Annotated in this window: 13 protein-coding genes; 2 read left to right on the top strand and 11 right to left on the bottom strand. The window is 50.5% G+C overall.

Features of this window, described 5'->3' with window-relative positions:
- Positions 1-13 precede the first annotated feature (13 nt).
- The 10 genes from pduB to hrpA form a co-directional block, all read right to left on the bottom strand.
- Positions 14-799 carry a propanediol utilization microcompartment protein PduB gene (gene pduB, locus GC128_RS05480; protein WP_151993451.1) on the bottom strand — a complete coding sequence of 262 codons (786 nt, stop codon included), beginning with the start codon at positions 797-799 and terminating at the stop codon, positions 14-16.
- 21 nt (positions 800-820) lie between these two features.
- The gene (gene grpH, locus GC128_RS05475) at positions 821-1,102 is read right to left on the bottom strand and encodes a propanediol utilization system shell hexameric protein GrpH (RefSeq protein ID WP_064546893.1); all 282 of its coding nucleotides are present in this window, start codon (positions 1,100-1,102) and stop codon (positions 821-823) included.
- Positions 1,103-1,283: 181 nt separating this feature from the next.
- Entirely contained in the window at positions 1,284-2,483 is a 1,200-nt protein-coding gene (gene tdcD, locus GC128_RS05470) for a propionate kinase (RefSeq protein WP_151993450.1), read from the bottom strand.
- Positions 2,484-2,586: 103 nt separating this feature from the next.
- A complete protein-coding gene (locus GC128_RS05465; protein WP_151993449.1) occupies positions 2,587-3,105 on the bottom strand; it encodes a GlcG/HbpS family heme-binding protein in 519 nt (172 codons plus the stop codon).
- Between the two features lie 12 nt (positions 3,106-3,117).
- Complete coding sequence (locus tag GC128_RS05460) at positions 3,118-3,387, bottom strand: EutN/CcmL family microcompartment protein (protein WP_151993448.1); 270 nt, start codon at positions 3,385-3,387, stop codon at positions 3,118-3,120.
- Positions 3,388-3,395: 8 nt separating this feature from the next.
- Positions 3,396-4,142, bottom strand: coding sequence for a hypothetical protein (locus tag GC128_RS05455; protein WP_151993447.1), 747 nt, complete (start codon positions 4,140-4,142; stop codon positions 3,396-3,398).
- A 13-nt stretch (positions 4,143-4,155) separates the two neighbouring features.
- Positions 4,156-4,812 carry a phosphate propanoyltransferase gene (pduL, locus tag GC128_RS05450; RefSeq protein WP_151993446.1) on the bottom strand — a complete coding sequence of 219 codons (657 nt, stop codon included), beginning with the start codon at positions 4,810-4,812 and terminating at the stop codon, positions 4,156-4,158.
- Between the two features lie 2 nt (positions 4,813-4,814).
- Complete coding sequence (locus GC128_RS05445; protein WP_151993445.1) at positions 4,815-5,939, bottom strand: 1-propanol dehydrogenase PduQ; 1,125 nt, start codon at positions 5,937-5,939, stop codon at positions 4,815-4,817.
- A 181-nt stretch (positions 5,940-6,120) separates the two neighbouring features.
- Positions 6,121-6,885 carry an SDR family oxidoreductase gene (locus tag GC128_RS05440; RefSeq protein WP_151993444.1) on the bottom strand — a complete coding sequence of 255 codons (765 nt, stop codon included), beginning with the start codon at positions 6,883-6,885 and terminating at the stop codon, positions 6,121-6,123.
- A gap of 63 nt (positions 6,886-6,948) precedes the next feature.
- The gene (gene hrpA, locus GC128_RS05435; protein WP_151993443.1) at positions 6,949-10,848 is read right to left on the bottom strand and encodes an ATP-dependent RNA helicase HrpA; all 3,900 of its coding nucleotides are present in this window, start codon (positions 10,846-10,848) and stop codon (positions 6,949-6,951) included.
- A gap of 340 nt (positions 10,849-11,188) precedes the next feature.
- Here hrpA and azoR point away from each other — a divergent pair, with 340 nt between their 5' ends.
- The gene (gene azoR / locus GC128_RS05430; RefSeq protein ID WP_034455656.1) at positions 11,189-11,794 is read left to right on the top strand and encodes an FMN-dependent NADH-azoreductase; all 606 of its coding nucleotides are present in this window, start codon (positions 11,189-11,191) and stop codon (positions 11,792-11,794) included.
- A gap of 114 nt (positions 11,795-11,908) precedes the next feature.
- On the opposite strand, the gene GC128_RS05425 is transcribed toward azoR, so the two are convergent.
- Positions 11,909-12,856, bottom strand: coding sequence for a DMT family transporter (locus GC128_RS05425; protein ID WP_151993442.1), 948 nt, complete (start codon positions 12,854-12,856; stop codon positions 11,909-11,911).
- Between the two features lie 50 nt (positions 12,857-12,906).
- Between GC128_RS05425 and GC128_RS05420 the strand changes: the two genes are divergently transcribed.
- Positions 12,907-14,241, top strand: coding sequence for an aminotransferase-like domain-containing protein (locus GC128_RS05420; protein WP_151993629.1), 1,335 nt, complete (start codon positions 12,907-12,909; stop codon positions 14,239-14,241).
- Positions 14,242-14,244 lie beyond the last annotated feature (3 nt).

The following is a 14,244-nucleotide window of genomic DNA, read 5'->3' as shown; positions in this document are numbered from 1 at the left end:
TTTACGCCCTGGGCTAGATATAAGGCTTAGTGGCTGAATGGATCAGAGCTGGATCCAGCGTAGCAAGCAGCTGCAGACCGACTTCACGCGCCGCAATGACCGCCTGGCGAACCGCACCAGAATCACCAGCAAAGGTGAAGATCACTTCGTTACTGAAGCTAGTGCCGTTAGCTGGGCTTGCGTAGCCAATTGGCTCAATGATGGCTGATTTCGCCGCTGCATCTGCAATCAATACACCAATTGCCGCTGGGCAAGCACAGGTCATGCCGAATGACTTACCAACTGGTGCACCAAATGCTTTATTCAAAGCGTGGCTTGCACGAGCGGTATACTGAAATTCAAGGTGGCCTGCTGGAGAACCGTACACATCGCCCATGGTACGGTCGATTTCCGACAACGCCACCTCAATGGCACGGCGCACATCAGAAACATCGGTTGCACCGAAAATAATCAAGCAACCGTGTCCACCACCACCTTCTGTATCACGAGCCAGTTCAATGGATAATATTTCGCTGTTGGTCGCTTTAATGGCTTCATCAGCAGCAAAAATATGTGGTCCCGCCCCCGTACGTGCGCCAAGAATACCGATAGAGCGATATTTCTTATCGATATTCATGACTTCATGTAATTGATTATCGACATTGGCAATGACCAAACCAATTGTATGACCCATTGCGGTTCCAACAAATTCTGTTAAACCACATGCGGCAATACTGGTGGCATTTTTACCCGTTGCACTGACATCAGTCTGTTTATTCATTACTTCAGATATAATCTGCTCAACAAGATTATCTCTCATGGTCAGTATCCTCTGGCATTATTAACCGACGGCTTTTGGAAGGATTTTTTCTACTTCCATATGCGGACGAGGAATAACGTGTACAGAAACCAGTTCACCTACTTTAATTGCAGCAGCAGAACCTGCATCAGTTGCGGCTTTCACAGCACCCACGTCACCGCGCACAATCACAGTCACCAACCCGGAACCAATTTTTTCGTAACCCACTAAAGTAACGTTAGCCGATTTAACCATGGTGTCTGCCGCTTCAATTGCAGAAACCAAACCTTTCGTTTCAACCATACCTAGCGCTTCTTGTTGCATAATGACCTCATGTATTTCATTGGTAACCAAATAAACGCAGAGGAATAACCGATGCGACTCTTCCCCTGCGCGTAATATATTTACGTAATATGATACTAGGGATATCAGGACAAAATGTTTTGCCCGTTAGCTTGATTATCTTGTTATCTCGAAAACCCCTGGACAATAAAATCCACATTTATTACAAAGCAGAAGTAATAGCGGCTGCATCCATCGCAATCATTTTTTCTTCATTGGTCGATAATACGGCCACCAGCGGACTGTTTGCTTTCGAAATAACACAGCTGCGCCCACCAAAAGCCTGTTGATTCTTCTCTTCATCAAGTTGCAGACCGAACACGCCGAGCCGTTTGACTGTCAACTCCCTGACCAATGACGAGTTCTCACCGATTCCACCTGTAAAAATCAGAGCATCAAGACGATGAAGTGAAGTTAAATGCCCGCCTAAATGGCGTGTCAGACGATGAACCATGACATCAATCGCCAGCGTTGCACGCGCATGACCCTGGCTACGAGCCTCCTGCAAAGTGCGACAGTCACTGGACAACCCCGACAGCCCATACAATCCGGATTGGTTGTTCACCATTTTGTAGAGTGATTCGATCGATTGCCCGGTAGATGAGGCTATATAAGCCGCGGCGCCAAAATCCAGATCACCACAACGCGTTCCCATCACCAGCCCTTCCAGCGGTGTCATTCCCATAGATGTATCCACGCTTTTGCCGTTTTTCACAGCACATACCGATGAGCCATTTCCCAAATGGGCAATCAGAATGCCGTGGTCGGCCGGGTTGAGATCAAATGCGGTGAGTGCCTCAGCAGCAATGTAACGATGAGATGTACCGTGAAAACCGTAACGCCGTACCTGATAACGTTCCTGATATTCCAGCGGGATAGCGTAGGTATAGGCTTCCGGGGCTAAAGTCTGGTGAAACGCCGTATCAAATACCGCAACTTGCGCAACGTCTGGCAGGAGTACCATCGTCGCTTCAATGCCAACAAGATTGGCGGGATTGTGTAACGGTGCCAGTACCGAAAGCGCGCGGATCTTTTCAATCACATCGCTGTTGATTGCCACGGACTGTTTAAACTCGCTCCCGCCGTGGGCAACCCGGTGCCCTATCGCTTTAACCGCTGGCAGCAGTTGGCGTTGGTTCAGTTCGTTAAAAAGGATTTTCAACGCACTAAGATGGCTGGACTCCGGTAATGTCTGGCTGTATTTGTTACCCGCCTGGTCTTTAAACGTAATACTGGCTTCATCAAGCCCGAGCTTTTCAGCCAGCCCTGAAAGCACTGGCTCACCATCAGTAAAAGAGATCAGCGAAAATTTCAGCGAGGACGACCCGCAGTTAATCACTAAAACCAGTGAAGCAATGGACATATTGATAATCCCAAAATCAACGTATATTTACGTAGGCCGGATAAGCGCAACCCCCCTCCGATTACATTGACGCAAAGGGTGGATGGCGCTGACGCTTATCTCCCTACAACTCTGATATATCTGGTTGTTTTCTACTCGTCAGAATAAAATGTTCACTGCTGAAACGGCGTAGTGTGTTGCGGGCAATAGCCAGATCCTGTTCAACACTTCCGCCGCTAATCCCGATGGCACCAACCAACGCACCACGCGACCAGCACGGCACACCGCCACCAAAACAACAGATTCCTTTTTCGTGCTGGAGGCCATAAAGTTCAGCGCCTGGCTGCACAAGAGGCGTTAATTCGTGAGTTGCCATTTTGAGCGCTACGGCCGTCCAGGCTTTCTGAAAAGCAAGGCTATGGCTGACCAACAGCGCATTATCCTGACTGAAAAAGTAACGTTGATGGCCGCAGGCATCGACAAGACTGAACACTATCGGGATGTCGAACGCCTGGGCTTCGAGACAGGCATACCCCCCTAATGCAACTGCATCTTCCAGACTCAGTGAAAGCCGCCGTTCAGGTAATTGGCGCGTGATCGCGGAAGTTATCCAGTTGTCGAGTGATGTTGATTGTTCTGACATATCTGTTCCTCGCTAAGCGTTCGAAACTAGTGCATCAACAATGCCGACAACCGCCGCATCAATGACCGAATGTTCTTTGCTATTACTCATGCGAGCGGAACTCCCGGTCGTGACGATGACAATTTCACCGTTCCCTGCCCCCACACAATCTACTGCCACCTGTGCGGTACCTGTCGGTTGATGGTTTTCATCCAGACGTGCAACGACTAACAATTTGCAGCCATTTAGTGAGGCATGCTTGGTTGTTGAAACCAGCGCACATGTGACTTTTGCCAGATACATAAATCCTCCTACGATCCCTGAATAACAGTGATGTTCTGACGGCGGATTTCATCCTGCGCGGCAGGTGTAATCAGCGAATGACTTTCGATATGTAAGTTTTCCGTTCTGGATAAAGTGCGGATGTCGCTAAGCGTAATCAGGTGTTTTTGTAAGCTGACTGATTTGCCGGCTTTACCGATGTGGCGATGATGGGAGCTGGATGCTTTTTTACCTGCAATCACAATTCCGTATTGCTCCAGTGTGGTGACGTACTCTGAGAGGCGTGAAAGTAGCGGAAGCGTAAACCCGTTTTTTTCGCAGCTCACGCATTCCGGATTCAATGTGGCAATCACCTTTGTGCGCCGACTCAGCGCATGAAACACCCATGAGCTCGCGAGGTTGTCTCTGATACCCAGTGCAATTTTACTCAGGCTGTTGGTGGAAAGTGCAGGTAAAAACATGCTGCTGTAATCATCTTCACCCGCTACGGGTTCTTGTTCGGAATAAAGCGCCCCGGCACAAATCGAATCGACCTCGTTGATGTAAGCCGCTTTCAACCCGGATACGCTGGCGCTATGGGAAAATGTCACCAGTAATTGATATCCCGCGCGATCCAGAGCCGCGAGGCTGAGCAATGTCGCAGGCAGTGTGCTGAAGTTATCGCCCGTTACCACCACGCGGACTTTTTTACGTCCGGCGTTTAACTCACGACGTTTTTGTTCTAGCAACCCCGCAATCAGCAAGTCCAACCGTTGGGATAAAGTCTGATGTTCCATAGCATCCCTCACATCAATTGGCTTGATTGATTCGATAAACCAGATCGCCGTTGCGCAGCCCTAATCCGTTGGCCTCTTCCACATCAACATGGAGTTCAAGCACCGCATCAGCACTGACTCGTACCACAACGTGGCCTAGCACCCCTGCCCGCAAACCATCAGCCTGAATATCAATTTCCATCCCATCTCGCAGACCGTGCAGTTCAGCTTCCTGCGGGGAAATATGAATGTGGCGCCAGGCAACAATGGTTCCGTGTGGTTTCACGACGCGCCCTTTGGGGCCGATAATTTCAATGCCCGGCGAATCATCCAGATCGCCAGACATGCGTACTGGCGCTTTCACCCCAAGCACGAAACTATCTGCCACAGAGATTTCAATCTGCGTTGAACTGCGTAACGGCCCTAAAACCCTGACATTCGGGATATCGCCTTTTGGGGTGTGCAATGTCACCGTTTCTTCTGCGGCAAACTGCCCAGGCTGCTTCACCGCTTTCATGCGAGTTAACGTGGAGCAGTAACCGAACAACACGTCCATATCTTCGCGGCACAGGTGAATATGGCGGTTAGAAACGCCCACCGGAATCATTAACGGTGCGGGATTTTTACCGGCAGCTAATTCCTGCATAATTTGCCGGGTGAGCCATTCGGCTTGGTGCTGAATATCATTCATAACTAAGCGGCCTGATAAATAAGTGAAAGTAACCGGTCAATATCCTGCACCGTGGGCTGACGTGGATTGGTTATTGTGCAACCATCGGCAAGCGCCGCATCAATTAGCGGCTGGCGCAACGACTCAAATAACGCCTTCTCGGTACCCAACTCTTTTAAAGTGGCCGGAATACCAAACTGGCGATTAATAAGGCGGATATTTTTGACCAGATGGGAAATAGCAATCTGCGGATTTTCATGATCAACACCGATAATACGAGCACATTTGATATAACGTTCGAGTGTGAGCGGCGTCGACCCAGCGGCATTAAATTCAATAATCAGCGGCAACAGCATGGCATTAATTTTGCCGTGGGGAATATGCAGCATGCCACCAATAGCGTGCGCCATGCCGTGAACCAGTCCAAGACCGGAAGAATTAAAGGACATGCCAGCCATGCAGGAAGCATTATGGATATGCGAACGAAACGCCAGGTTGCTCTCATCGTGACAGACCTGTGGTAAATACTGCCAGACTATCGCTATCGCCTTTTCCGCCAGCGCGTCGCTGAAATCATTCGCCCCAGTCGAAACCAGCGCTTCAATCGCATGCGTCAGCACATCCATTCCGGTGTCGACGGTAATATGCCGCGGGATGCTCAGCACCAGATAGGGGTCAAGAATGGCAATATCGGGGACCAGCTCTTGCGCCACTAAGGGATATTTACGGCCATTTTGTGGGTCAGAAATTATCGCGTACGAAGTGACTTCAGAGCCTGAACCACTGGTGGTTGGAATCGCAATCAGCTCAATCGAATGGGAGCGATAATGTTCTTCAAGTGTGACTTTAATGCCTTTTGCCGCATCCAGCGCTGAGCCACCACCCAAAGCGATAATCACGTTTGGTTTGAACGCTTTAAATTTTTCAGCACCTGCTTTTAAAATATCGATATTCGGGTCTGGTTTCACCTCACTAAATATGGATATTGCGGCATGGGGCATAACATCTATCAGATAACGTGTCTTACCGGATGACACCATAAAATCATCCGTGACGATGGCGACTCTTTTATTATTTAACGTACTTAGTGAGTTTATCGCCTCTTCACCAAAATAAATTTTTGGACAGGAGAAAAAATGATTCGCCATCGCTTAAATACCTATGAACACCAAACGCAAAAGAGGGTTTTAAGCTAGCATGGGGAGATTTAAAACAGGCTACGAATGCTTGTGCAGGAGAAGGATTATTTTGCCCGGTTGTTTTGCAAGGCAGCAAAAAAATACCCCCGAACGACAAACTCAATGCTGTGTTTCGGAGGTATCACTAAACTTAAACGCCGTTAATTGATGCCCCGCCATCCACCAGTGAAGCGGTACCCGTCACAAACGAAGATTCATCAGACGCGAGCCAAAGTACCGCTCGCGCGATTTCTTCCGGTTTACCTACCCGTTTGAGCGCATGCAACCCCGTGATGAATGCCTGCGATTCCGCCGTATCATTCATATCGCGATACATATCGGTATCCACTGCGCCCGGTAAAACTGAATTCACGCGAATATTCTGCGGGCCAAATTCCGTTGCTAACGCCTGCGTTAGCCCAATTAACCCGGCTTTGCTGGCGGCATATGAGGCGACTTGTGGGAATGCGAAGGAATAGCCGACGAACGTAGACGTAAAGATCACTGAGCCACCGCCGTGTTTGAGCATTTCGGCAATCTGGTGTTTAGCTCCGAGGAAAGATCCGGTTAGGTTGATGGCCACCGCATTGGCAAACCCTTCCGCTGAGACTTCAGTACTCGGGCCATTTTCACCCAACGTTCCGGCATTATTAAAGGCGATATCCAGACGCCCCCATGTTTGCACCGCTTTTTCCACCAGCGCTTTAGCGTAGGCTTCTTCGCGCACATCGCCCGTTACGGCGACGGCCTCGCCTCCCGCAGCTATGATTTCATCAACCAGTTGAGCAAGTTCGGCTTCACGTCTGGCACCAACGACCACTTTTGCGCCTTCAGCGGCGAACAGTTTGGCGGTGACATATCCGATGCCAGAACTGGCTCCGGTAACAATGGCAACTTTATCGGCTAATCGTTTCATGAGAGGACCCCAGTGGAGCGGTCAGAATTTGACCGCTCATGGAGTATAGAAGTGGAGTCGGGCTTACGCCGTAATCTGTTCCATCGCCTGTAAAATACGCTTATCAGAAATCGGATAAGGCGTACCCAATTGCTGCGCAAAGAAGCTCACACGCAGCTCTTCGATCATCCAGCGGATCTCCTGCACGTCTTCGTCAACCCGGCGTGCTGGCGGCAGTTTGTTCAGCCACTGCTGCCAGGTTTGCTGCACGTGTTCCACTTTCAGCATTTGCACGCGGTCACGATGCGGATCGACGGCCATTTTCTCGAGGCGTTTCTCAATGGCATTCAGGTAACGCAGCGTATCGCCCAAACGTTTGTAGCCGTTTCCGGTGACAAAACCGCGATAAACCAGCCCGCTCATTTGGGCTTTTACATCCGACAGACCCAGCGCCATGGTCATATCCACGCGCCCTTTCAGCCGTTTGTTAATGTTGAAAACGGCAGTGAGGATTTGCTCGACCTGCTTCGCAATTTCCACCACGGTTTCGTTGAGTTCTGCACGCACTTGCTCATGCAAAGCTGCAAAGCCCTCTTCACTCCACACCGGGCCGCCCGCCTGCGCGATCAGCTTGTCCACGCCGCAAGAAATACAGTCGTCGATCAAATCCATGACTTTGCCGTACGGGTTGAAGTACAGGCCGAGTTTGGCTTTGTTCGGCAGCTTTTCATGCAGGTATTTAATCGGCGATGGGATGTTAAGCAGCAGCAAACGGCGCAAACCACGCCACATTGCCTGTTGCTGCTCAAGCGGGTTATCAAATAGCTTGATTGCCACGCTCTCTTTTTCATCCACCAGCGCCGGGAAGGCCTTCATGCGATAGTTACCGCGTTTCTGCTCGTAGCTTTCCGGAAGCGAGCCAAAACTCCAGATATGCAAACCGCTTTGTTCAATACCGTCATCGGCTACAGCCGAGAGCGTTTGCTGGACTTTCTCTTTCAGCCCACCTTTCAACTCGGTGAGGTCTTTACCCTCTTTGAGTTTCTTATTGTTTTCATCGACGATACGGAAAGTCATTTTCAGGTGATCGGGCACCTGATCCCAATGCCAGTCTTCGCGGTCGATAGTAATGCCCGACATACGACGGAATTCACGCTCTAAACTTTCCAGCAGCGGCAGTTCCAGCGGCGTGGCACGGCCTAAAAACGCTTCGGCGTAGTTTGGCGCAGGCACAAAGTTACGGCGTACTGGCTTAGGCAATGACTTAATCAGCGCAATAACCAGTTCACGGCGCACGCCCGGAATTTGCCACTCAAACCCGGCCTCTTCGACCTGGTTTAATAGCGGCAGCGGAATATGCACCGTCACACCATCGGCATCCGCGCCCGGTTCAAACTGATAAGTCAGGCGCAGCTTGAGATTGCCCTGATGCCAGAAGTTCGGGTAATCCAGTTTGCTGACTTGTTCCGCGCCTTCTTTGATCAACATGCTCTTTTCGAAATTGAGCAGATCCGGCGTCTCTTTGCTGGCCTGTTTCCACCAGTTATCAAAGTGACGTGCAGAAATCACATCGTGAGCAATGCGCTGGTCGTAAAACTCAAACAGCGTGTCGTCGTCCACCAGAATGTCGCGACGACGGGATTTGTGTTCAAGTTCTTCAATTTCATTACGCAGCTTGAGGTTGTCGCGGAAGAACGCATGGCGCGTCTGCCAGTCACCTTCCACCAACGCGTGGCGAATAAACAGCTCACGGCAAAGTGCCGGGTCAATCTGGCTGTAATTCACGTTGCGGGCAGCAACAATCGGCAAGCCGTACAGCGTGACTTTTTCAGTTGCCATCACCGCGCCCTGCGATTTCTCCCAGTGCGGTTCGCTGTAAGAGCGTTTTAACAAATGCTGCGCCAGCGGCTCTACCCATTCCGGGTCGATACGGGCCGCGATGCGCCCCCACAAGCGGCTGGTTTCTACCAGTTCGGCAACGATCGTCCATTTTGGCGGTTTCTTAAATAAACCGGAGCCTGGAAAGATAGAGAAACGGGCGTTACGCGCGCCGGTGTATTCCTGTTTATCGGCATCTTTCTGGCCGATATGGGAAAGCAAACCGGTCAGCAAGGCACAGTGAACGGAGCGGAAATCCGCCGGTTCGCTGTTAATCGGCAAGCCCAGCTCTTTCACCACCTGGCGCAATTGGGTGTAAATATCCTGCCATTCACGCACACGCAGGTAGTTCAGGTAATCGAGTTTGCACTGGCGGCGGAACTGGTTAGACGAAAGCTCTTTTTGCTGCTCGCCGAGGTAGTTCCACAGGTTCACGTAGGCCAGGAAATCAGATTCTTTGTCGTGGAAACGACGATGTTTTTCATCTGACGCCTGCTGTTTGTCCATCGGGCGTTCACGCGGGTCCTGAATCGACAGGCCAGCGGTGATGATCATCACTTCACGCACGCAGCCAAATTTCTGCGCTTCCAGCACCATTCGCGCCAGACGCGGATCGACAGGTAACTGCGCCAGCTGGCGGCCCGATGCGGTGAGTTTATAAACGCTAAGATCTTCTTCGCTGGTGATAGCGCCAAGCTCTTCAAGCAGGCGCACACCGTCCTGAATATTGCGTTTATCTGGCGCTTCCACAAACGGGAACGCGGCAATATCGCCAAGGCCAAGCGAAGTCATCTGCAAGATAACGGATGCCAGGTTAGTACGCAGAATTTCCGGATCGGTAAAATCCGGGCGCGACAGGAAATCGTCCTCGGAATACAGACGAATACAGATCCCGTCAGACACGCGCCCGCAGCGGCCTTTACGCTGGTTGGCGGAAGCCTGGGAAACTGGCTCAATCGGCAAACGCTGCACTTTGGTGCGGTAGCTGTAACGGCTGATACGCGCCGTACCCGGGTCGATAACGTATTTAATGCCCGGAACGGTGAGCGAGGTTTCCGCGACGTTGGTTGCCAGCACAATTCGACGCCCCACATGCGACTGGAAGACGCGGTTTTGCTCGCTATTCGATAAGCGCGCATACAGCGGCAGCACTTCGGTGTGCGGCAGATTCAGCTTGTTTAGCGCATCAGCGGTGTCGCGAATTTCACGCTCGCCGCTCATGAAAATCAGAATGTCTCCGGCACTTTCATGACCGAGTTCATCCACCGCATCAAAAATCGCCTGTAGCTGGTCGCGATCGGTATCGTCAGCATCTTCAACAATCGGGCGATAACGCACTTCCACCGGGTAAGTACGGCCAGAAACTTCGATAATCGGCGCATTATTGAAATGACGTGAGAAGCGTTGCGGATCGATGGTCGCAGAAGTGATGATGATTTTCAGATCCGGGCGACGCGGCAATAACTCACGCAAATAGCCCAGCAGGAAATCGATGTTCAGACTACGTTCGTGCGCTTCATCGATAATGATGGTGTCGTACTGCATTAGCAGACGGTCTTGCTGAATTTCCGCCAACAGGATGCCGTCGGTCATCAGTTTGACCATGGTGTTTTCACTGACGTGATCGGTGAAACGCACCTTGTACCCGACGCACCCGCCCGGTTCGGTTTGCAGCTCTTCGGCAATACGGTTGGCAACGGTTCGTGCCGCCAGACGGCGCGGCTGCGTGTGACCAATCAGCCCAGTTAACCCGCGCCCCAGTTCCATGCAGATTTTTGGCAACTGCGTGGTTTTACCTGAGCCAGTTTCCCCCGCCACGATAACCACCTGATGGTCACGAATGGCATCGTAAATGTCCTGTTTCTTCTGGCTGACAGGCAAGTTTTCTGGGTAGGTGATTTTCGGTCGCGAAGCTGCACGCAGCAGAACCTTACCGGCTGCCGCTTCGATTTCCTGGGCCAGTGCCTCTAACACCGCCTGCTGCGATTCAGGATTTTTCACCTTCTTCGCGCCATGTATCCGGCGGGAGAAGCGTTGCCTGTCGCGTAGCATTAAGCCGTCGAGGCGAGAGAATAATGAGGACAGTGAGGGTTTTATGTTTTCCATTGCGTAGTCGTCATGGCAGCGCTCTGCCAGATAATCCAGATATTTATGTATACCCTAAATAGTTCGAGTTGCATCGCGGCGGCAAAAGAACGAGTCCCGATGAGCTTACATAAGTAAGTGATTCGGGTGAGCGAGTGCAGCCAACAAAGAGACAACTTGAAATATGACGGGTATATCGTCAATTGGCGCTAGATTAGCACATCACACCTTTCAACGCCTTGTTCAATAAAATCGAACATTGAGTTCGATATATTGCGCTATCACTGCAAGCGGATTGTGAATAATCTACACCACAGCAACGGGCAATCAGTCCCGAATGAACACAACAAAGGAATCACCCATGAGCAAAGTATTAGTCCTGAAGTCCAGCATCCTGGCAGGTTACTCTCAGTCAAATCAGCTGTCCGACTATTTTGTTGAACAATGGCGTGAAGAGCATAGCGCAGATGAGATTACCGTGCGTGATCTGGCTGCGAACCCAATCCCAGTATTGGATGGCGAGTTGGTTGGCGCACTGCGTCCAAGCGATGCCCCACTGTCACCACGTCAGCAAGAAGCTCTGGCGCTGTCTGATGAGCTGATCGCCGAGCTGAAAGCTCACGACGTTATTGTCATCAACGCACCAATGTACAACTTCAACATTCCAACACAGTTGAAGAACTATTTCGACCTGGTAGCCCGTGCTGGCGTGACTTTCCGTTACACCGAAAAAGGCCCAGAAGGTTTGGTAACCGGCAAACGTGCTGTGGTTCTGACCAGCCGTGGTGGTATTCATAAAGATACCCCTACCGATCTGCTGGTGCCGTATCTGAACATTTTCTTAGGCTTTATCGGTATTACCGATGTGAACTACGTGTTCGCTGAAGGTATTGCATACGGCCCTGAAGTAGCGACTAAAGCGCAAACTGACGCGAAAGCGGCGATTGATAGCATCGTTACTGCGTAATTTTTAGATAGTGATTTTTGAAAACGGCAAACTTTATGTTTGCCGTTTTTTATTGTATTGATTCGCAAGGATTCACAGCATCAATCGCGTCCACACCCGCAGCGGCTTTCAACACTATGCAAATTTGCGTGAGCCCACTACGCAAGCAATGACTCCAAGTGTGACGATTAGCATCAACACACTGACCGTTTCATGAAGCAGTGTTGCCGAAAGCGCAAGACCAAAGAAAGGTTGCAGTAGTTGTAGTTGGCCCACGGCTGCAATGCCCCCCACTGCGAGCCCTTTGTACCAGAATATGAAACCGATAAGCATGCTAAAAAATGAGACGTAACCAAGCGCAAGCCATGCTTGAGTGCTGATGCTGGAAAATGTTGCTGGCATCGTCGCCCATGAGGCTATCAGCATAAAGGGAAGTGAGATAAGCAGTGCCCAACTGATAACCTGCCACCCTCCCAGCTCTCTCGAAAGTTTCGCCCCCTCGGCATAACCAAGACCACACACCGCAATAGATGCCAGCATCAGTAAATCACCCGTTTGCGAAATCGAAACGTTCTGGGAAAGAGCAAAACCCACCACCAGTAAACTACCAATGATTGAAAACACCCAAAATGCCTGGTGAGGACGTTCACCACCACGAATAACGCCAAAGATGGCGGTAGCTAACGGTAATAGTCCAAGAAAAACAATCGAATGGGCTGAGGTGACATATTGTAAGGCCATCGCTGTCAGTAATGGGAAACCAATAACCACGCCCAATGCGACAATCACCAATGAGCCAATTTGAGACGTCTTCGGACGTTGTTCCCTGAAACTCAGCACCAATATCAGCGCTAACACACCCGCAATAGATGCGCGGATAAACGTAAGGAATAAAGGATCGATTTCGTGTACTGCCAAACCCAAACGTGTTGCCGGGAGCGAACCACTAAAAATAACCACGCCAATCAATCCGTTTAGCCATCCTGATAATGAACCTGCACTCTTTTTATAAACCACATTCACCTCAATCTCAGCAGCACGTGAAGAGAGCTCCACGGCATCTCTTACATAGACAGGTTGCATGATAGGCGGCACAATCCATGACAATCAAAATATTGTCATGGATACATTCAGTGAAAGCGCGATATAAAGCGATTGTTGATGACTATGCTGCTGCCATCCGTTTAGGTCATCTGGCAGCAGGAACCCAGTTACCTACTCACCGGGCATTATCTGCTGAAAAACATATTTCACTCGCTACGGCGACTCGCGTATACGCTGAACTTGAATCCATGGGATTGGTGAGCGGGGAAACCGGACGCGGCACTTTTGTCAGGGAAATATCTCTTCCCGCCGGATTAGGGATCGATCAGCAAATTGTGGCGGCCGATGTACTGGATTTGAACTTTAACTACCCCGCACTTCCTGAGCAAACTGAACTGTTGAGAGATGCTTTACGACAACTCACTACCATCGGCGACCTGGAAGCACTGTTGCGCTATCAACCTCATGCTGGCCGTTGCAGCGAACGTGAAACCATAGCATCCCATCTAGCCCTCGCAGGGATACGCGCTTGCCCGGACGATGTTCTTATTGTTAGCGGTGCCCAGCATGGCTTGGCCATTACCGTTTTGGGGCTTTTTAAACCTGGAGATGTGATAGCTGTCGACGCGCTGACCTATTCAGGCTTTAAGACGCTGGCGGTAGCATCGAGCCTCGAACTGGTAGCAATTCCTGTATCTGCCACAGGCCCGGACCTGAATGCTTTGCGCAAATTATGCCTGCACAGGCGAGTACGTGCCATCTACACGATGCCCACTCTACATAATCCGCTGGGGTGGGTACTCAGTTCCGATCAACGTAAAGAAATCGCAGCTATCTCCAGAGAACATGATCTGCTGGTGATTGAGGATGCGGCATATGCTTTTCTGGTCAGTAACCCGCCCCCGCCGGTGGCTACTTTTGCACCAGAACGGACTATTTATGTCACTGGTTTTTCGAAGAATATCGCGACCGGCTTGCGCGTCGGGGCTGTTGTCTGCCCTGCTCCATACAGAGCGGCGCTGGAACGAGTGATTAGGGCAACCACCTGGAATACGCCTGCCCTTATGACATCCATAGTATGTGGCTGGATACGTGATGGAACGGTCAACAGACTTGAATCACTCAAGCGAGAAGATGCTCAAAGGCGTCAAAACATTGCGCGCGAAGTGTTTGGATCGCTGCCCTATATCAGTCATCCAGTATCTTATTTTTTATGGCTGCCGCTGGCTGAAGAAGTGCGAGCCGAAAGTGTGGTACGCAGCTTGCTGGAGAAACATATTTCTATCTCAACTGCGGAGCCTTTCAGTACTTCGCAAAATGTTCCCCACGCTATTCGTATAGCACTCGGGTCCGTCAGTGAAGATCTTCTTTATCAGGCGCTGATCACGGTGCGTGAAACAATTGAATATGAGCAGTATCGTTAATAA

Origin of the sequence: Buttiauxella massiliensis (genome assembly GCF_902500225.1) — a bacterium.
In the GTDB taxonomy this organism is placed as follows: Bacteria; Pseudomonadota; Gammaproteobacteria; order Enterobacterales; family Enterobacteriaceae; genus Buttiauxella; species Buttiauxella massiliensis.
This window is presented reverse-complemented; position numbering and strand designations above follow the sequence as displayed.